The organism is Streptococcus sp. VTCC 12905 (assembly GCF_049893385.1).
Taxonomy (GTDB): Bacteria; Bacillota; Bacilli; order Lactobacillales; family Streptococcaceae; genus Streptococcus; species Streptococcus suis_AA.
The window spans coordinates 22,209-40,273 of sequence record NZ_JBMVJC010000018.1; the positions used below are offsets into that span (position 1 = coordinate 22,209).

General features: G+C 38.1%; 19 protein-coding genes and 1 other annotated feature. Of the genes, 7 read left to right on the plus strand and 12 right to left on the minus strand.

Annotated features, from left to right (window positions below):
• Nucleotides 1-36: 36 nt before the first annotated feature.
• The 10 genes from ACPC58_RS07295 to ACPC58_RS07340 all read right to left on the minus strand — a co-directional run bounded on the left by ACPC58_RS07295 (nucleotide 37) and on the right by ACPC58_RS07340 (nucleotide 5,262).
• A complete protein-coding gene (locus tag ACPC58_RS07295; protein WP_434065646.1) occupies nucleotides 37-438 on the minus strand; it encodes a hypothetical protein in 402 nt (133 codons plus the stop codon).
• A gap of 49 nt (nucleotides 439-487) precedes the next feature.
• Nucleotides 488-1,063, minus strand: coding sequence for a hypothetical protein (locus ACPC58_RS07300; protein ID WP_434065647.1), 576 nt, complete (start codon nucleotides 1,061-1,063; stop codon nucleotides 488-490).
• A gap of 6 nt (nucleotides 1,064-1,069) precedes the next feature.
• On the minus strand, nucleotides 1,070-1,921 hold the full coding sequence (locus ACPC58_RS07305) for an ATP-binding protein (protein ID WP_434065648.1): 852 nt from the start codon (nucleotides 1,919-1,921) through the stop codon (nucleotides 1,070-1,072).
• A 14-nt stretch (nucleotides 1,922-1,935) separates the two neighbouring features.
• Nucleotides 1,936-2,754, minus strand: a complete 819-nt coding sequence (locus tag ACPC58_RS07310; protein ID WP_434065649.1) for a phage replisome organizer N-terminal domain-containing protein — start codon at nucleotides 2,752-2,754, stop codon at nucleotides 1,936-1,938.
• On the minus strand, nucleotides 2,741-3,025 hold the full coding sequence (locus tag ACPC58_RS07315; RefSeq protein WP_434065650.1) for an XRE family transcriptional regulator: 285 nt from the start codon (nucleotides 3,023-3,025) through the stop codon (nucleotides 2,741-2,743). Before ACPC58_RS07315 ends, ACPC58_RS07310 begins: the two co-directional genes overlap by 14 nt.
• Nucleotides 3,015-3,353, minus strand: coding sequence for a hypothetical protein (locus ACPC58_RS07320; protein WP_434065651.1), 339 nt, complete (start codon nucleotides 3,351-3,353; stop codon nucleotides 3,015-3,017). The genes ACPC58_RS07315 and ACPC58_RS07320 overlap by 11 nt, the downstream gene beginning before the upstream one ends.
• The gene (locus ACPC58_RS07325) at nucleotides 3,350-3,535 is read right to left on the minus strand and encodes a hypothetical protein (protein WP_434065652.1); all 186 of its coding nucleotides are present in this window, start codon (nucleotides 3,533-3,535) and stop codon (nucleotides 3,350-3,352) included. The genes ACPC58_RS07320 and ACPC58_RS07325 overlap by 4 nt, the downstream gene beginning before the upstream one ends.
• A gap of 195 nt (nucleotides 3,536-3,730) precedes the next feature.
• The gene (locus tag ACPC58_RS07330; protein ID WP_274504099.1) at nucleotides 3,731-3,961 is read right to left on the minus strand and encodes a hypothetical protein; all 231 of its coding nucleotides are present in this window, start codon (nucleotides 3,959-3,961) and stop codon (nucleotides 3,731-3,733) included.
• A 435-nt stretch (nucleotides 3,962-4,396) separates the two neighbouring features.
• The gene (locus ACPC58_RS07335; RefSeq protein WP_434065653.1) at nucleotides 4,397-5,017 is read right to left on the minus strand and encodes a Rha family transcriptional regulator; all 621 of its coding nucleotides are present in this window, start codon (nucleotides 5,015-5,017) and stop codon (nucleotides 4,397-4,399) included.
• A gap of 38 nt (nucleotides 5,018-5,055) precedes the next feature.
• Nucleotides 5,056-5,262: a helix-turn-helix transcriptional regulator gene (locus tag ACPC58_RS07340; protein WP_434065654.1), complete on the minus strand. Its 207-nt coding sequence runs from the start codon at nucleotides 5,260-5,262 to the stop codon at nucleotides 5,056-5,058.
• Between the two features lie 117 nt (nucleotides 5,263-5,379).
• On the opposite strand from ACPC58_RS07340, the gene ACPC58_RS07345 reads away from it, so the two are divergent.
• The 4 genes from ACPC58_RS07345 (at nucleotide 5,380) to recF (ending at nucleotide 9,224) form a co-directional block, all read left to right on the plus strand.
• A complete protein-coding gene (locus ACPC58_RS07345; protein WP_434065655.1) occupies nucleotides 5,380-5,994 on the plus strand; it encodes a helix-turn-helix domain-containing protein in 615 nt (204 codons plus the stop codon).
• Between the two features lie 448 nt (nucleotides 5,995-6,442).
• Nucleotides 6,443-7,609 (plus strand): tyrosine-type recombinase/integrase, encoded by a 1,167-nt coding sequence (locus ACPC58_RS07350; RefSeq protein WP_434065656.1) that lies wholly within the window; start codon nucleotides 6,443-6,445, stop codon nucleotides 7,607-7,609.
• Nucleotides 7,610-7,746: 137 nt separating this feature from the next.
• Nucleotides 7,747-8,130, plus strand: a complete 384-nt coding sequence (locus ACPC58_RS07355; RefSeq protein WP_277837629.1) for an RNA-binding S4 domain-containing protein — start codon at nucleotides 7,747-7,749, stop codon at nucleotides 8,128-8,130.
• Nucleotides 8,131-8,132: 2 nt separating this feature from the next.
• Nucleotides 8,133-9,224 (plus strand): DNA replication/repair protein RecF, encoded by a 1,092-nt coding sequence (gene recF, locus ACPC58_RS07360; RefSeq protein WP_434065657.1) that lies wholly within the window; start codon nucleotides 8,133-8,135, stop codon nucleotides 9,222-9,224.
• A 75-nt stretch (nucleotides 9,225-9,299) separates the two neighbouring features.
• Here recF and guaB read toward each other — a convergent pair whose 3' ends face one another.
• Both guaB and trpS read right to left on the minus strand, forming a co-directional pair.
• Nucleotides 9,300-10,781: an IMP dehydrogenase gene (guaB, locus tag ACPC58_RS07365; RefSeq protein WP_434065658.1), complete on the minus strand. Its 1,482-nt coding sequence runs from the start codon at nucleotides 10,779-10,781 to the stop codon at nucleotides 9,300-9,302.
• Between the two features lie 230 nt (nucleotides 10,782-11,011).
• Nucleotides 11,012-12,037, minus strand: coding sequence for a tryptophan--tRNA ligase (gene trpS, locus ACPC58_RS07370; protein ID WP_434065659.1), 1,026 nt, complete (start codon nucleotides 12,035-12,037; stop codon nucleotides 11,012-11,014).
• A 46-nt stretch (nucleotides 12,038-12,083) separates the two neighbouring features.
• Nucleotides 12,084-12,290: a binding site (T-box leader), on the minus strand.
• 93 nt (nucleotides 12,291-12,383) lie between these two features.
• Between trpS and ACPC58_RS07375 the strand changes: the two genes are divergently transcribed.
• The 3 genes from ACPC58_RS07375 to ACPC58_RS07385 all read left to right on the plus strand — a co-directional run bounded on the left by ACPC58_RS07375 (nucleotide 12,384) and on the right by ACPC58_RS07385 (nucleotide 17,947).
• Nucleotides 12,384-13,256, plus strand: a complete 873-nt coding sequence (locus tag ACPC58_RS07375) for a YitT family protein (protein ID WP_434065664.1) — start codon at nucleotides 12,384-12,386, stop codon at nucleotides 13,254-13,256.
• 64 nt (nucleotides 13,257-13,320) lie between these two features.
• Entirely contained in the window at nucleotides 13,321-14,943 is a 1,623-nt protein-coding gene (locus tag ACPC58_RS07380) for an ABC-F family ATP-binding cassette domain-containing protein (protein WP_434065660.1), read from the plus strand.
• 424 nt (nucleotides 14,944-15,367) lie between these two features.
• Nucleotides 15,368-17,947 carry a YfhO family protein gene (locus ACPC58_RS07385; protein ID WP_434065661.1) on the plus strand — a complete coding sequence of 860 codons (2,580 nt, stop codon included), beginning with the start codon at nucleotides 15,368-15,370 and terminating at the stop codon, nucleotides 17,945-17,947.
• The last annotated feature ends 118 nt before the right edge of the window (nucleotides 17,948-18,065 follow it).

Here is an 18,065-nt window from a genome sequence, read left to right on the forward strand (position 1 = left end):
TACTGTAAAAACCCAAAACTATTGGTTTAAGTACCATTATTCTTCGTTTTCAGAAATCAATGCCCGTAATTCCTCTACGGTTAAATCTTCAAATGGATTGTGAGACGATACAGACACATTGCCATCATGTTCTAATTTTGTCTTGGTTTTAAATTCATCATCTTTCCGCTCTAAGTACCATTTGGAAATAGCCATGTCTCCGTCCTCTATGGCGTTAGATATGTTCAACTTTGCGCGTGTTTTCAGTCGTTGCTTAAGTAGCTCTTTTCGGTCAGAAAACTGTGGATCTTTCTTGCAATAATCGTATAGTGTCGGCTTTGAGATATTCGCATATAAGCAGGCTTCCTCATCACTTAGCCCTCTAAGAAAAGCCTCTTCCAGTTTCTTAATCGTTCCCTGTGTCATTTTCGTAGGTCTGCCACCTTTATTTTTTACCATGTTATTCCTCTCTAATTTTAGCACAAAAAGAGGCTGGTGCCTCTCTCTGCTATTCTGCTGAATACTTCCACAATGCACAATAATTGCTTTCTGTGTCCAGCTCTTTCAGTAAAGCCCTTGCATTACGGTCTACAGCCTCCATATTCTCCCATACCCCATTCACTGCCATATCAGGATAATCATCATCTAGCACGCTGTCCGCAAGTTCCATCAATTCCAGTTCTAACCTTACCACCTTTTTTAGCAAACTCTCAAAGGTTTCTGACTGCTCTAGTTGTTCCGTGCGTTGACGGATATACTCTTGTTCAATTTCCTGTTCTTGATCGTAGTCGTCCAAGTCTTCGCCTGTAAACTCTTCAGGATTGTTGTAGTAGTCCTTAAAACTATCACAAATACGCTGGAATGTTTCAGTAAGTTCAGTATCTGCTATATACTCCACTGCTAAACAGTTAGCAACTCCGCCCTGTTCGTCATTGTGGTAGCTCACTTCGATAGCTGGTTGCTCATAAGTTCCTGTTATGTAGCCTATAAGCGCGTGCCCTGCAACTTGTGCGGTATCAAAGTCTTTGAATGTGTAGTTAAATGTAAATGTGTTTGGTGTATCTGAAAATGTTTTATATGTCATGGTTTTTTATTCTCCTTGCTTTAGTCTGTTGATTGAGTAACGCTTATCCTTGATTGTAAATGACTTGAAAGAATTGCCCTTCAATCCCTTTAGAATACGGCTATAGTTCCGTTCATTGTAAATCGTCTTTAGTTCTGTAGCGTTTAGGTTTGTGTTGATAATCGTATTCTCACGGCTATTCAACACGTCAAATAATAGATCTTGTTCCCAATCACTTTTGGGGCTTATCGTTGCGTTCTTAGCCCCTAAATCATCTAGGATAAGAAAATCAGCGTTTTTCAGCCGTTCCACCGCCTCAAATTCTGTAAGGCTTGCTCCTTTACCGTAATTCCAACCCTCTTTGATCTGCTTAATGATTTCTGTTAGATTGACAAATAGCACGCTTTTAGGCTCTCCCTTTTCCTTGTAGTCCTCGTTTAAGGCTTTAGCTATAGCAACACTTAGATGGCTCTTTCCTATGCCTGTAGAGCCTGTAACAAGTGTGTTCCCTGTCATTCCTTTAAGGTATTTCTTTACCTGTTCTTTAGCAAAAGATAGTAGCTTTTTTTCCTCGGCTGTTTCGGCGATAAAATTATCAAAGTTAGCATCTTTCAGTTCTTTAGGAATCGTACTGTCTCTCATAAGAACATTGTAGGTTTTCTGATAAATACCAGTATTCAAGTGCTTTTCTACCTCCTCCTGTTCCTGCTTATCCCTCTGCTCCCTTACACATTCAGGACAAAATGGGGAGGGTTTGCGTGGTTTATCCTCTCCTGCAATTTTGACAACTCTATCAAGCTGTATCAGATTGGTTTTGTGAATAAGACAAAGCTCCTCTAGTGTCTTTGTTCCTGCGATTATTTCTGATTGTGTCAGCATATAGTCACTCCTTTCTAAAATGGGTTTTCTTGTGTTGGTTTCCAGTCTTCAAAGTTAGTAGGCTCTGGTTGATTGTTGGACTGTTTTTGTTGTTGTCGTTTTTTCTCGTGTTGCTTTACCTGTTCTGCTGTTCTCAATCCTTGACCTTGCCAATTTGAAAGAATTGTCCTAGTGTATCTGATCGACTTGCCTGCGTTCAAGATAGTTACCTCTAGAGCATACAGTAGCAATGGTTGACCGTGAACTTTCAGCAAGTCCTCCACTTCTGCTATCATTGTTCCATTTACAGACATTTCACCAAAAGCCTCTTTCAGTTTTTCAAAGATTGGATTTTTTTCCTCGTCAACTTTTTTCTTGTCTTGTTCTAGATGTAGTTCTTTCTCTATATCTATCTCTTTCTCTATATCTATCTCTGTTGGACATGAGTTGGAAAATGTCAAAGATGGTTGGACTTCTTCCAATTTTACTTTTTTTCGTTGTTCGCGTTTATAATTCGCCCAGTTTGTTTCGCTCTCAACCATGGCTTTTGCTTGTTGCATTTCAGCATTTTTGTCCTCATCAATTTGTATAAGGCCACACTTGGTAAAGTATGCCATAGTCATATCTATATCATCTTCTGATACGTCTAACTTTAGAGCTAACTCCTCCTTGAGATTGTCAAAGTAGCCCTCATAGTACAAGATACAGTCACTTTCTAAGCTTTCAAGCATAAGTCTAATATAGATAACCGTCATAGTATAACCGCCTGGTATGGTTTTTAGTCTCTTGATAAAAATATTGTCAAAGAATTTCTTATCAATCTTTAACCAGAAATATACTTTAGTTTTTGCCACTCTCCACCCCCAAAAATACCAGAATATCACTAACCCTATAAAATATTTTCTTAGTGTCCTCTATCGGTGGTTGGTAACGTTTTAGCCCTATATCCTCCCAACGCTTTAAAGTCTTGTATTCTATGTCTAATTCACTCTTTAACTGTTGGGCTGTGATTAGCCCCGTTGCCCTTGTTTTAGCTTTCTCACGCGCCTCCAGATAGTTCTCTATAAGCTCCAGAATACCCGTTTTTAAGTCTGTTTCACTTTGTGCGGTTAGTTCAAGCCTCATCTCTGTACTTCCTCCAATCTTGTAAATCAGCGGTAAGAAGCGCGTGGATACGCTTATGCTCTTGGTCGTACTGTCTTTGTAGCGGTAGCACTCCAGAAAGTCGTTCGGTTTCATTCTGGGGGATATAGTAGCCCCCTAGCTTGTTATCACGGCCACCACAAATAGGAATGCCATAATCAACCACAAGTTGGCGAATATTCTCCCTAATGGTTCGTACGTCTAAGCCTGTCAGCTTTTCAATGTCTGGCGCTGTGATAGGCAAGTCTATTCCAAGTGGTAACAGCTTGAAAACTTTGTATAGGTGTGGTGGTAGTTGGTTTTTTGTCATGCCTGCACCTCCAGCAGATCCATCCAGTCAATGATCCATTGCTTTCTTTCTTCTTGAGATAGTGTCAAATAACGTTCTTTTTCCTCTTTTGGTATTTTGTTTTCTATAATGCCAATGATAAGCCCATACAGTGCTGGGCGTTGCTCCTTGATTTCCTCAACTACCTGGTCTAGTTTCCTCATGTCCATCCTCCTAATTGTAATATCTGCCTTGTGATTGAATATAAGCCCCGTAACACTCGTTTTTAAGGGGTCTGGTATATTGATTCCCTGACTTGTTTTTGGGCTTGCTATGAAGCTGATAAGTACCTAAATGACGCCATAGGAAAATATTCAGGGGTGTTAGTATTGCTAGTAGCGTCAATGCTGTTTCAATTGTCATTTCTTGCATTTTTTCGCCCTCTCTTGTCTGATGCCTGCAATTTTTCCCATTTTGAATGCATGGGTAATAGTAGCCACCCAAGGATTTTCTGTATCTTCTCCAACTATTTGAGATACTGCAACGATGTCAAATTTTTCTTGATCAGTTAGATCATGAAAAACTGCATTTGTGTGTTCTTGCTCAAAATTCCCACCATAGGTCATTTCTAGCATACTTTCGATAGTCATTAACTTACCTCGTTTTTTTATTGTGTCTGTGTAGTTGCCCTAGTGGGCTTTTCCCGTGTGTAAAAGGCTTGGTTTCTTTACTATACATCTTTCTTATACATTTTTTTTGTAAGCCTAGACTATCCCCAGCGGATAACCGCCCCAAACTTACCAGGTTACCCCGTGGTCATGTAAGCCTGTGCCAAAATAATAGCCTAGCTGTGTGTAATTTTCTTAGGGTGGTTTAGTTCTCACTAATGCCGATACCAGCACCTAATACTTTTCTGCTCCAGTTTTAAGGGTTAGCGCCCTCTGTATGGTCATAATGTCCTAGATATGGTATAATCTAGCTATAAAATATTTCTAAAACCCTTATAGCTTGCCTGCTTATTGTGTTTTAGTATTTTCCTCAAAGGCTTGGAAGTTGGTTGCTCTCAAAGCCTTTTTTTGTTGCTCTCACGCGCCTTGCGGTGCGTTTTTTCTGAATACCATATTTTTAATCTCTTGGTATGTCATGCCTAAGTTGATCATAGCAATAGCCATGTCTTCTAGCGCTTGGTATCTGATAAGCTCTTGACTGTTTAGGCTGTCAATGCCTGTCTTACCGCCACGGTGTGCCACTAGCTGGCGTTTGTTCATTCCAGTAGTTCCCTTTAGTAAAAGGTTTGTAACCGTGCTGTGCGCGTGTTTTGGGGATCCCTGCCATGTTTCAATAGCTTCATGTAGCGCCTTACGCTTGGGCTTCTCTAGTGCCCTCTGGTAGCGAAATTCTGCCACCTCGTCACGCATTTCAAAGAATGCTTTGACTAGTGATGACTTGAAAGCAATAACTGGGGCGGTGTTTCTCAAGAATGTAATGAGTAAAGTCGCTTGTTGTTCGTTTAGAATGTAGTCGCGTTTACTTTGGCCACTTTCTAAAGGTGTCATTTTAAATGCAACCTTTCCGAATTTTTCAAGCTCCGCTAAGTGCTTTCTAATTTGTTCTTTTACTGCGTGATGAGTTATTTCAGCATTATCTGAAATAATACTGCTCAATGTGTACGGCTCTTTCCGTCCGTCCATGTAAACTAATTCCATACTTGCCTGCTCTTCTCTTTACTTTTGCATACTTTGAACTAAAAAAAAATATCTTCTAGTGTAATATCATGGAACAACGGCAGAAGTAGTTGTTTAAACTTCAATTTTTCATCATCACTGAAAGAGTTTTTACCAACTTCTTTATTGTGATAACTTTGTTTTGTCATTCCTAGCTTTTTGCCAAGTTGTTCCTGTGTCAAACCTAACATGTTCCGATAACCTCGAATCTTGTTTTTTCTACTCACTTAATCACCTCCTTTACTTTTGCATACTCAAAGTATAACACTTTTAAAAAATAAATCAATACTTTTGTTTACTTTGTATCAAAAAAAAGTTATTATGTATAAAAAGGGGGTATCGTTTTGGAAATAGATAATGTTGCAGTTGGTAGTAGAATTAAAAGCATTCGTTTAGACAAAGGTGCTACTATGGAAGAGTTTGGTAAAGCTTTTAATACAAGCAAAGGCACTGTTAATAATTGGGAGAAAGGTCGCAATTTACCGAATAAAGAAAACTTGTTAAAAATTGCGAAAATAGGAAACATTTCAGTTGAGCAGTTGCTTTACGGAAGTTCAGGTAAAAGTTACTATAACTGGGATAGAGTAAAAGAGATGTTGAGAACGTTTTCGAATAATGCTCCACTAGATGAACTAGCTATGGAAAATACAAAAAAGGTTGTAGACTTAGCTTATTTTTTAAATCTAGGAATTTTTGAAATCAATGATATTTATCTATTCCAGAAAAATAATCAATCCCCTCTTCAAACTCTTGAAGATTTGCAAGATTATTTTGAAACAGTATCAAACGGATTGCTTACATATTCAGAGAATATAGACGATTTGGAAGCCCAAATGGATATAGAAATACAATCTTCGCTCCTAAATAGTTACGCATATAAAATAAAAAGATATTTAAAAGATGGTATTTGGGCTTCCGATACACTTTCAAATTTACGAGAAAAAGAATTGGAGGAATAGGATTTAGTTTATCCTCCCATTATCTCCTCTATCACGCGCCTAGAAGCCACCTTATCACGTTCAAACACTTCTCTGGTATATTTACCCTGCCAAGCCATTCCACGCGCCTAGGGGCTTTCTAGTGGACTGTGTGGAGTGAAATAAAGTCGGATTTTGTCGGTTGCTGAAAAAATATTAGGTTTTGTTAGGTTTTATATTTTAGCAACCATAGCAAACCATAGCTTCTATATTGGCTGTATGTTAGCATTTGTTAGCATTCAGCGCGTGTTGAACTCTAAAATCTCACCTTTTACAATCCTGTCAAACGCTCCAAAATCGTCTCTATTCGCTTTCGGCACACGACTGGTTATTTACCCTACCCAACAAGAAAAAACGAAAATAGGGCTATTCTCGTAAGCCTACGCATGATAAAACCTTTATAGCTTGCCTGCTGATGGAAAGGATAATCATGAGAATAACTGAAATAAGAAAAAAAGACGGGTCAACCGTCTATCGTGCCAATATCTATCTGGGTACAGATGCCGTTACTGGCAAGAAAGTAAAAACTAGTATAACGGGTAGGACAAAAACAGAGGTAAAATACAAAGCTCAACAAGCTATAACTGATTTTAAAGTAGACGGATCAACTCGTTATCAGAGTGCCACCATTACCAATTACAAAGAATTGGCCGAATTGTGGTGGAATAGCTACAAGCATACAGTAAAACCAAATACCAAAGGGAATATAAAAATATTGCTGAAAAAGCATGTCATTCCACTTTTTGGAAACTATAAGTTAGACAAACTAACTACCCCACTCATTCAAAGCATCATTATCAAGCTAGCAGACAAAGCAAACACTGGGGAAGCCAATGCCTATCTGCACTATGACAAAATCCATGCACTGAACAAACGTATATTACAATATGGGGTTGTCATGCAAGTCCTGCCATACAATCCAGCTCGGGAAGTCATTCTACCAAGGAATGCCAAAAAAGCCACTAGACAGAAAGTTAAACACTTCAACGATAAGGAACTTAAACAGTTTCTTAAGTACTTGGATAGCCTAGACCTATCCAGATACAGAAACCACTATGAAGTTACTTTATACAAGTTTCTGCTGGCTACTGGTTGCCGTATCAATGAAGTACTAGCTTTAGAATGGTCAGATATTGATTTGAACAATGCCACGGTCAGCATCACAAAGACACTAAACCGCTATGGTTCAATCAATTCCCCTAAGTCTAACGCTAGCATACGTGAAATAGATATAGATGCCAATACGGTAGCCATGTTGAAAGAATATAGACGGCGACAAATTCAAGAAGCTTGGAGTCTCGGACGCTCTGAAACGGTTGTATTTTCTGACTTCATTCATGACTATCCAGAGGATAAAACTCTAGGAAACAGACTGACAACACGCCTCAAGAATATAGGGTTGCCTAATATCGGTTTTCATGGCTTCCGCCATACTCACGCTAGTTTACTGCTTAACTCTGGAATACCTTACAAGGAACTTCAACACCGTCTAGGCCACTCCAGAATATCAATGACAATGGACATCTATAGCCACCTTTCAAAAGAGAACGCTAAAAATGCTATTACATTTTATGAGAAGGCACTTGGAAACCTCTAAGGGTGAACAAAAAGGTGAACAAATTGGGTTTACAAAGGTTTACAGTATTGTAAAATGCCTTGATAATACTGGACTTTCAGCATATAAAACCTAAAAGATACCATTTTGTGTTATAATATTCTGTAACGAGGTGACATATGGAATTTAAACTATTTGATGACTACATTACTTTACAGGCCCTTTTAAAAACAACTGGTATTCTTCACTCAGGCGGTGCTATCAAAGGTTTTTTAGAGGAAAATACCATCCTTTTTAATGGAGAAGATGAAAAAAGAAGAGGGAAAAAAATCCGTATTGGTGACACAGTCGCACTACCAGAACATGGTATTACTATAACTGTTATTGCTCCAAGTACAGAAGAAATTCAGCAATACCAAGAAGATCAGGCTGAAAAAGAGCGGGTAGCTGCCATTGTTAAAAAAATGAATCAAAAGAATAAAAAAAACAAGAAACAGGTCCCTCCTTCAAAAAAAACAGCTCAAAAAGCTGATAGAAAACCTGTTCGTTTCCCTGGTACATAAACATGTGGTTGGAACGATTAGCATTAAAACATTTTCGGAATTACAACCATTTAGATATTGAGTTTCACAAAGGACTCAATGTCTTTTTAGGTGAAAATGCCCAAGGTAAAACCAATATGCTAGAATCTATCTATTTTTTAGCCCTGACACGGAGTCATCGAACCCGAACAGATAAAGACCTTCTACAATTTCAGGAAAAAGAATTATCTATTTCTGGAACACTTCATCGTACAAATGGTAAAATTCCGCTTGACATTCACTTGACAGATAAAGGGCGAGTAACAAAAGTCAATCATCTCAAGCAAGCAAAGCTTTCAAACTACATTGGACACATGAACGTTGTTCTCTTTGCACCGGAAGACTTGCAATTAATCAAAGGTGCCCCTGCCTTAAGGAGAAAGTTCATTGATGTCGAATTGGGACAAATCAAACCAATATATCTCTCAGACTTGTCAAGCTATAACCATGTTTTAAAACAAAGAAATGCCTATCTTAAATCTACAGAAACGGTAGACAATACCTTTTTATCTGTATTGGATCATCAACTAGCAGAGTATGGTAGTCGTGTTATCCAACACCGGATTGACTTTCTAAAAAAATTAGAATTGTATGGCAACAGCAAAGTTCAAGAAATCTCAAACCAAAAAGAAACCTTAACCATTCAATATCTATCTTCAGTAAACTTGACTAACTCTGTCAATTTAATTGACACTTTCTTGACAGAGTTAGAAAATAGTCGTAAACGTGATTTATTCAAAAAAAATACAGGTGTAGGACCACACCGTGATGATATTGCCTTCTTTCTAAATGATATGAACGCCCATTTTGGTAGCCAAGGACAACACCGTAGTCTTGTCCTTTCTCTCAAACTCGCTGAAATAGAATTAATGAAAGAAATGACAAGAGAGTATCCGATTCTATTGTTAGATGATGTCATGAGCGAACTTGATAACAGTCGACAATTGAAATTGCTTGAAACAATTACCGATACGATTCAAACATTTATAACTACGACATCTTTGGACCATTTACATAAGCTGCCTGATAATCTTAAAATTTTCCATATTCAAAAGGGAAACATTACCGAGGAGTGAAAGGGTGCTTTACAACAGTTGTCAACTACATTTACATATAAAGAAAGACCCTGTCAACCAGGGTCTTGTTTTTGTTTACTGTACTGAATAGTTTGGAGCTTCGTTTGTAATTTGAACATCGTGTGGATGGCTTTCTTTCAAACCAGCGCCTGACATTTCGATAAACTGAGCATTTTCATGCAATTCGGTCAAGTTGCCAGCACCTACATAGCCCATACCTGAGCGAAGTCCACCAACCATTTGGAATATCATATCTGCAACAGATCCTTTATAAGCTACACGTCCCTCAATTCCTTCTGGAACAAGTTTGTTAGCTTCATTTACAGATGCTTGGAAGTAACGGTCCTTCGAACCTTGTTTCATGGCAGCGATAGAGCCCATACCACGGTAAGTCTTAAATTTACGACCTTGGAAGATTTCTGTTTCACCTGGTGCTTCATCCGTTCCTGCAAACATAGAACCCAGCATAACGGCATGACCACCTGCTGCAAGTGCCTTCACAATGTCACCTGAATACTTGATACCACCATCAGCAATAATGGTTTTTCCATATTCACGCGCAACACCAGCTGCATCATAGATAGCAGTCACTTGTGGTACACCAACACCTGCGATGACACGTGTTGTACAGATTGAACCTGGTCCAATACCGACCTTCACAACATCAACACCAGCTTCATAAAGAGCACGAGCTCCCTCAGCTGTGGCAATATTGCCGGCAATTAAGGTACGAGTTGGGAAGTGTTGACGGATTTCTTTAATCTTACGAAGAACACCAGCTGAGTGACCATGAGCAGTATCGATAACAATCGCATCAGCACCCGCTTCAAAGAGAGCCTCAGCACGTTCAAAAGTATCAGATGTGACACCAACAGCACCCGCAACCAAGAGACGACCAAATTCATCCTTCGCTGCATTTGGGAACTCAATGACTTTCTCAATGTCTTTGATAGTAATCAAGCCTGACAAACGCCCATTTTCATCAACCAATGGCAATTTTTCAATACGATGCTTGTGTAGAATAGCCTCAGCAGTCGCAAGGTCAGTTCCAACTGGCGCTGTTACCAAAGCATCGCTTGTCATGTTTGTAGAAATTGGCTGTGAATAATCGGAAATGAAACGCATATCACGGTTGGTAATAATACCAACCAATTTACGATTTTCCAATGTGTCGACGATTGGCACACCTGAAATACGATAAGTTGCCATTAATTTCTCAGCCTCAGCAATGGTGTGCTCTGGTGTTAGAAAGAATGGATCGATAATGACACCATTTTCAGAACGTTTTACCTTACGCACCTCATCAGCCTGCTCCGCGATAGACATATTCTTATGGATGACACCCAAACCACCTGCACGTGCCATAGCGATAGCCATTTTGCTATCTGTTACAGTGTCCATGGCAGCAGAAATAATCGGAAGATTAAGGGTCAAATTTGGTGCTAATTGTGTTTTTAAATCAATATCGTGTGGTAAAACATGACTTTCAGCCGGAATAAGTAATACGTCATCAAAAGTAAAGCCTTTTTTCAAAAATTTAGTGTCCCAGTTTGACATTTTCTTCCTCTTTTCTTATTTATGTGTAGCTTGATTGCTATTTGTATTTTTATTATGATAACATTTTGAAATCATTTGTCAATCATTATTCGCTTTAATATTGACAATCCTAAAAATTCAGAAAATTCTATTCGGTTTTATCTATAAAAATCGAACGTTTGTTTTTTACTTCTCTGTGATTTAAATGAAAAAAGCAACATTTTTTCAACATTGCTCTTTCATTGTTAACCTTATTTAAAATAGTTGATTCCCATAGCTGATTTCACTTGATCAAGAGTTGTCGCAGCAACTTGACGAGCTTTTTGGCTCCCTGCTTCCAACATTGCATAGACCTGTCCCATATCCTGTGCAAACTCCATACGGCGTTCACGGATTGGTCCTAATTCTCTCTCTAAAATGTCCAGTAAATAACGTTTGGTCTTCACATCCCCCAAACCACCACGTTGGTACTGTTCTTTCATAGCTTCAATTTCAGCACGATCTTCTTCACGTCCGAAAACATCTAGATAATGGAAAACCATGTTTCCTTCAATCTTACCTGGGTCTTCAACACGGATGTGGTTGGGATCAGTGTACATGGACATGACTTTCTTCTTGAGTGTATCCATATCATCTGCCAGATAAATACCATTTCCAAGTGATTTAGACATTTTTGCATTTCCATCAAGACCGGGCAAACGACCGGCTGCCTCATTTTCAGGATAAATGCCTTCTGGCTCTACCAAAACATCTGTTTGGTAAGCATGATTAAAACTACGAACAAGTTCACGAGTCTGCTCAATCATCGGCCTTTGGTCATTTCCAACAGGGACAAAATTTGCCTTGAAGGCTGTAATGTCCGCCGCTTGTGATACAGGATAAACCAAGAAGCCAGCTGGAATTCCTTCGCCAAAACCTTTTTGAGCAATTTCTGTTTTAACTGTTGGGTTACGCTCTAAACGCGCAACAGATACCAAGTTCATGTAGTACATGGTTAATTCTGCCAATTCAGGGATTTGACTCTGAATGAAAATCGTTGTCTTAGCTGGATCAAGTCCTGCCGCTAGATAATCTAGCGCTACGTTTCCAACGGATTCAACAATCTTTTCCGGTTCCTTTGCATGGTCTGTCAAAGCCTGTTGATCAGCTAAAAAGACAAAAAGTTCATGTTGACCTGCATCCTGTAATAAAACACGATTTTTCAACGAACCAACATAATGTCCAATATGTAATTTGCCTGTTGGACGGTCTCCTGTTAGAATAATCGGTTTACTCATAAAATATTCTCCTTTTACATAATAAAAGCCCACGCACAGAAAACTGTGCGAGGGCGTCAAGGACACGGTGCCACCTCACTTATAAGCATTAAATAAGCTTATATCTTTTCGCACATAAGGCCTGCTAGCCGAATCCTTATTTGTTCAGATTCTATTCACTCAGTCCATTCATAAGCGACTCTTGTTTGTTTCCACCAACCACAAACTCTCTAAAAATTATCCACTTACTACTCCTCTGATTGATACCTATTATAACCGCAAAAAATTAGAAAGTCAAGGTCAGTAAAGCCTTGACGCTACCAAGAGAATGATGGATAATAGTATAGAATTATTTTTTGTGGAGCTTATTATGCAACGATTTAAAGAGTTTTTTCTAGTTACCATTGGTACCTTTATCATGGCTGTTGGCTTTAACAGCCTCTTTTTAGCGAATAACATCGCTTCCGGGGGTATAAGTGGTCTGGCTATTAGTATTAACAAATTATTTGAAATAAATCCTGCCACCTTTGTATTTATCGTTAACATTCCCCTACTTATTGCATGTTACGTTTTTCTAGGTAGAACTACCTTTTTGAAAACCGTATATGGTTCTAATATTTACCCATTTTTTCTTAAACTCACAGACTCACTTCCAACACTCACTAAAGATCCGCTATTAGCAGCACTATTTGGTGGTATAATTGTTGGAATAGGAATTGGTCTTGTTTTTCTTGGAAATTCTTCAACTGGCGGTACTGGAATTATTACTCAAATACTCAATAAATTAACCCCGATTCCAATTGGGATTTTAATGGGAATAATTGATGGTATAATCGTTATTATAGGTTTTATTGCTTTTGATCCTGATTCTGTGATGTACTCCATCCTTGCACTGATGACCATCACTTATATTGTCAACTTGATGATGTCCGGTGCTGATTCCTCTCGAAATGTAATGATTATATCGAGATATCATGAAGAAATAAAAGAATACATTACAACAGTTGTTGATCGAGGTGTTACTGAATTTCCTGTTGTTGGTGGGTTTACAGGTAAAGAACAACGAATGCTGATGACAATCGTTTCACGTCCAGAAATTCAAAAACTTGAAACAAATATTCTTGCAATCGACGATACTGCATTTCTAATTGTCATGCCAGCAACTCAAGTTAAAGGACGTGGATTCAGTCTTCAAAAAGACCACAAACAGTATAATGAAGATATTTTGATTCCAATGTAATTCATTGAAAATTCAAGTTCTTTCTAGTACAATAAAACTAATAGACAGAAAAATAGGAGAAACTATGCTTACAGTATCAGATGTGTCGCTACGTTTCAGCGATCGTAAATTATTCGATGATGTCAACATTAAGTTTACAGCAGGAAATACCTATGGATTGATTGGTGCTAATGGTGCCGGAAAATCTACATTTTTAAAAATCTTAGCAGGAGATATCGAACCAACAACTGGCCATATTTCCCTTGGTCCAGATGAACGACTTTCTATCCTTCGTCAGAACCATTTCGACTACGAAGATGAACGTGTGATTGACGTCGTTATCATGGGAAATGACCAACTTTACAGCATCATGAAAGAGAAAGATGCCATCTATATGAAGGAAGACTTTTCTGATGAAGATGGTGTCCGAGCTGCCGAGTTAGAAGGTGAATTTGCAGAACTTGGTGGATGGGAAGCTGAAAGCGAAGCTTCACAGTTACTCCAAAACCTCAACATCTCAGAAGACCTTCACTACCAAAATATGAGCGAATTGACAAATGGTGAAAAGGTCAAAGTTCTCTTAGCCAAGGCGCTTTTTGGTAAACCCGATGTTCTTCTTTTGGACGAGCCAACCAACGGTTTAGATATCCAATCCATCAACTGGTTGGAAGACTTCCTCATTGATTTTGAAAATACCGTCATTGTCGTATCCCATGACCGTCACTTCTTAAATAAAGTATGTACACATATGGCTGATCTTGACTTCGGTAAAATCAAGATTTTTGTTGGTAACTACGACTTCTGGAAACAATCAAGTGAGTTGGCTGCCCGTTTACAAGCAGATCGAAATGCAAAGGCAGAAGAAAAAATCAAAGAATTACAAGAATTCGTTGCCCGTTTCTCTGCTAATGCATCTAAATCCAAACAAGCCACTTCACGTAAAAAAATGTTGGATAAAATTGAATTAGAAGAAATCATACCCTCTAGCCGTAAGTATCCATTTATCAACTTCAAATCAGAACGTGAAATCGGTAATGACCTCCTAACAGTTGAAAACTTAAAGGTTGTCATCGATGGTGAAACGATTCTTGACAATATCAACTTTATCTTACGTCCAGGTGACAAGACTGCTCTTATTGGTCAAAACGACATCCAAACAACTGCTCTCATTCGGGCGCTTATGGGCGATATTGAATATGAAGGTACTGTCAAGTGGGGTGTCACTACTAGTCAATCCTACTTACCAAAAGACAATACTCGTGACTTTGATACAAACAAATCTATCCTTGATTGGCTCCGTCAATTTGCCAGCAAGGAAGAAGATGACAATACCTTCTTGCGCGGTTTCTTGGGACGTATGCTCTTCTCAGGAGATGAGGTTAACAAACCTGTAAACGTCTTGTCAGGGGGCGAAAAAGTGCGTGTGATGTTGTCAAAACTCATGCTCCTTAAATCAAACGTATTGGTCTTAGATGATCCAACCAACCACTTGGACTTGGAGTCAATTTCCAGTCTGAACGATGGTTTGAAAGCTTTTAAAGAATCCATCATCTTTGCCAGCCATGACCACGAATTTATTCAAACTTTAGCAAACCGTATCATCGTCATTTCTAAAAATGGCGTGATTGACCGAATCGACGAAACTTATGATGAATTTTTGGAAAATGCTGAAGTACAAGCTAAAGTACAAGAACTTTGGAAAGCATAATAAAAAGAGGCTGGGCAGAAAGTCCAGCCTCGCTTCTCAGAGTTCGTGTCAACATCTCAGCGCAGTGGTTGATTGGCTTTAACAGTCTGGGAGATTGTTAAAGGTAGGAGATAAGATTTGCACAGCAAATCTCAGCAGTTCGTGTTTCACACTCCAAATCTGACCACTACGGCTGATGCGAACGAGTTCGCTTCATTTCCAACCTCCAACAGTCACTACTCTGACTGTTGGAGCTGTGCGGGGGTGGGAGTTTAAAAGGTCTGGGAGACCTTTTAAAGTTGGAGATATAAGCTGACGGCAGTCAGCTCACATAAATTGAAGTCTGGGATAGACTGTTTCAGCTCAACAACTTAAAACGAAAAATTGTTGACGAACTCTTTTTAGACTGGTCGAGTTCTTTCCCACTCCATTTTCTTTTAAATCTATGAAAAAAATATTTACAAAAACATCCATTTATTACCTCTTATCTTTCCTTATCCCGCTAACTATTATTTCTATTGTCTTGGCATTTCAAGGAATTTGGTGGGGAAGTGACACAACTATATTAGCAAGTGATGGCTTCCATCAGTATGTTATATTTAATCAAACATTGCGAAATGCTTTACATGGAGATGGCTCAATATTTTACACATTTACTAGCGGTTTGGGCCTGAATTTCTACGCATTGTCTTCGTATTATTTAGGTTCTTTCCTATCTCCCATCGTTTTTTTCTTCAATATACAGTCTATGCCAGATGCCCTCTATCTTGTCACTATTGTCAAGTTTGGATTGATAGGGTTGTCAACTTTTGTCAGTTTAAAAGGCATTCACCAATATTTAAAAGAAGAGTGGGCATTGCTACTTTCTACTAGTTTTTCCCTAATGAGTTTCAGTACTAGTCAATTAGAAATTAATAACTGGCTGGATGTTTTTATTCTTCTTCCGATCATTCTTCTGGGTTTACATCGATTATTAACGGGAAAAGGACAAATCATTTATTATCTAGCTCTGACATGCTTATTTGTACAAAACTATTACTTTGGTTACATGACCGCTATTTTTCTAATCATTTGGACACTCGTACAATTGTCTCGGTTAAAGGGGCAGAAATTGAAAAGATTTGTAAACTTTACACTTGTGTCAATCTTATCTGCATTGAGTAGCTTGTTCATGTTGTTGCCAACCTATCTTGATTTAAAAACTCACGGCGAGACATTTACAAATATTGTCAACCTAAAAACAGAAGATTCTTGGTATCTTGACTTCTTTGCCAAAAACTTAGTAGGTAGTTTCGACACGACAAAATTTGGATCCATTCCTATGATTTCTGTTGGTTTAGTCCCACTGATTCTAGCTTTGCTATTCTTCACATTAAAAGGTATCAAACCAATTGTAAAGCTATCTTACAGCCTATTCTTTACACTCATTATTTCAAGTTTTTATTTACAGCCACTAAATCTTTTTTGGCAAGGAATGCATGCTCCGAATATGTTTTTATATCGCTATGCATGGGTTCTTTCAATAGGTATCATCTACCTAGCTGCTGAAACTGTTGTACGTTTGGATCAAATTAACTTAAAACACTTCACATTAGTTATTTCATTTCTATTTATTGGATTTTTATCCACTTACTTTTTCAAAAATCATTACGACTTTCTAGTGGATGTCAACTTCTTATTGACACTAGAATTTTTGATTGCATACTTTATTCTTTTTATTGCTATCCTAGGCTACAAGTCATCCTACAAATGGATAACTTCCACCATAGTAATATTTAGTCTCTTAGAAGTCGGAATTCATACTTATTACCAAGTGCAAGGCTTATCGGACGAGTGGCATTTTCCTAGTCGTTCTAACTATGAAGAAAAGTTGTCAGAAATTGACAGTCTTGTAAAGTTTACAGCAGAGAGCAATGATTCGTTTTATCGAATGGAGCGTCTCTTGCCTCAAACAGGTAATGATAGTATGAAATTCAATTATAATGGTATTTCTCAATTTTCTTCCATAAGGAACAGAGCATCTAGCTCAACATTAGATAAACTTGGTTTTCGATCTGATGGTACTAATCTGAACCTTCGATACCAAAATAATACTATTATAGCTGATAGTCTATTTGGAATAAAGTACAACTTAGCAACCAGCAATCCAAATAAGTATGGTTTTTCGTTAAGCCAGAGTCTTGATACAATTAGTCTCTACGAAAATTCTTTTAGCCAAGGGTTAGCTATTCTAACGGATGGAGTTTACAAAGATGTCAAGTTTACGAATTTAACTCTTGACAACCAAACAAACTTCCTAAATCAATTGACTGGGTTATCACAGAAATATTATTATTCACTTAAAGACATTGAATCACAAAATACTGTTGAATTGGGCAATCGAATGACTGTCAATAAAGTTGAAACTGAGGATGCTGCAAAAGCTACTTTCATTGTTGCAATTCCTGCAAATAGTCAGGTATATTTAAATTTACCAAATATTACTTTCTCAAATGATAATCAAAAAAGAATTATTATCACTGTAAACAATCAGTCAAGTGAGTTTACAATTGATAATGCTTTTTCCTTTTTCAATATTGGAAATTTCTCTACCGATACAGTGGCTCAGATAGAAGTTTATTTTCCTGAGAATAACCAAGTTTCATTTGATTTGCCACAATTTTATCGATTGGATTTACTAGCTTTCCAACAAGCAGTATCTATACTCCAAGAAAAAAACATTGATACACGCGCAGATGGTAATAGAGTCACAGTAAATTTTGAAACAAGTAAAGAAGCTTCTATCCTATTAACCCTTCCTTTTGATAAGGGATGGAGTGCAACCATTGATGGCAAGCCAGTAGATATTCAAAAGGCTCAAAATGGTTTTATGAAAGTAAATGTAGAACCTGGTCAAACAAAACTCGTTTTAACCTTTATTCCACAAGGTTTTTATGTCGGTTTACTGATTTCTTTTGGGGCTATTTTCGTATTTTGTACTTATCAGTTTCTTCGATTTCATTATCTTAAAAACCGAGAAAAATAATGAACAGCTCCCTGTCAAGTGGACAATGAAATAATAAAAGATTAGGCGACGGCCTTGTTCCTCATTTCAAGAGGGGCAAGGCCGTTTTTGCGCTCTTGAAAACGTTGATGATTGTAAA

What these genes read in the sequence shown, in the direction of transcription:
- ACPC58_RS07295 (WP_434065646.1), bottom strand. Translation starts at nt 438, where the DNA reads ATGGTAAAAAATAAAGGTGGCAGACCTACGAAAATGACACAGGGAACG.
- ACPC58_RS07300 (WP_434065647.1), bottom strand. Translation starts at nt 1,063, where the DNA reads ATGACATATAAAACATTTTCAGATACACCAAACACATTTACATTTAAC.
- ACPC58_RS07305 (WP_434065648.1), bottom strand. Translation starts at nt 1,921, where the DNA reads ATGCTGACACAATCAGAAATAATCGCAGGAACAAAGACACTAGAGGAG.
- ACPC58_RS07315 (WP_434065650.1), bottom strand. Translation starts at nt 3,025, where the DNA reads ATGAGGCTTGAACTAACCGCACAAAGTGAAACAGACTTAAAAACGGGT.
- ACPC58_RS07320 (WP_434065651.1), bottom strand. Translation starts at nt 3,353, where the DNA reads ATGACAAAAAACCAACTACCACCACACCTATACAAAGTTTTCAAGCTG.
- ACPC58_RS07325 (WP_434065652.1), bottom strand. Translation starts at nt 3,535, where the DNA reads ATGAGGAAACTAGACCAGGTAGTTGAGGAAATCAAGGAGCAACGCCCA.
- ACPC58_RS07330 (WP_274504099.1), bottom strand. Translation starts at nt 3,961, where the DNA reads ATGACTATCGAAAGTATGCTAGAAATGACCTATGGTGGGAATTTTGAG.
- ACPC58_RS07335 (WP_434065653.1), bottom strand. Translation starts at nt 5,017, where the DNA reads ATGGAATTAGTTTACATGGACGGACGGAAAGAGCCGTACACATTGAGC.
- ACPC58_RS07350 (WP_434065656.1), top strand. Translation starts at nt 6,443, where the DNA reads ATGAGAATAACTGAAATAAGAAAAAAAGACGGGTCAACCGTCTATCGT.
- ACPC58_RS07355 (WP_277837629.1), top strand. Translation starts at nt 7,747, where the DNA reads ATGGAATTTAAACTATTTGATGACTACATTACTTTACAGGCCCTTTTA.
- recF (WP_434065657.1), top strand. Translation starts at nt 8,133, where the DNA reads ATGTGGTTGGAACGATTAGCATTAAAACATTTTCGGAATTACAACCAT.
- guaB (WP_434065658.1), bottom strand. Translation starts at nt 10,781, where the DNA reads ATGTCAAACTGGGACACTAAATTTTTGAAAAAAGGCTTTACTTTTGAT.
- trpS (WP_434065659.1), bottom strand. Translation starts at nt 12,037, where the DNA reads ATGAGTAAACCGATTATTCTAACAGGAGACCGTCCAACAGGCAAATTA.
- ACPC58_RS07380 (WP_434065660.1), top strand. Translation starts at nt 13,321, where the DNA reads ATGCTTACAGTATCAGATGTGTCGCTACGTTTCAGCGATCGTAAATTA.
- ACPC58_RS07385 (WP_434065661.1), top strand. Translation starts at nt 15,368, where the DNA reads ATGAAAAAAATATTTACAAAAACATCCATTTATTACCTCTTATCTTTC.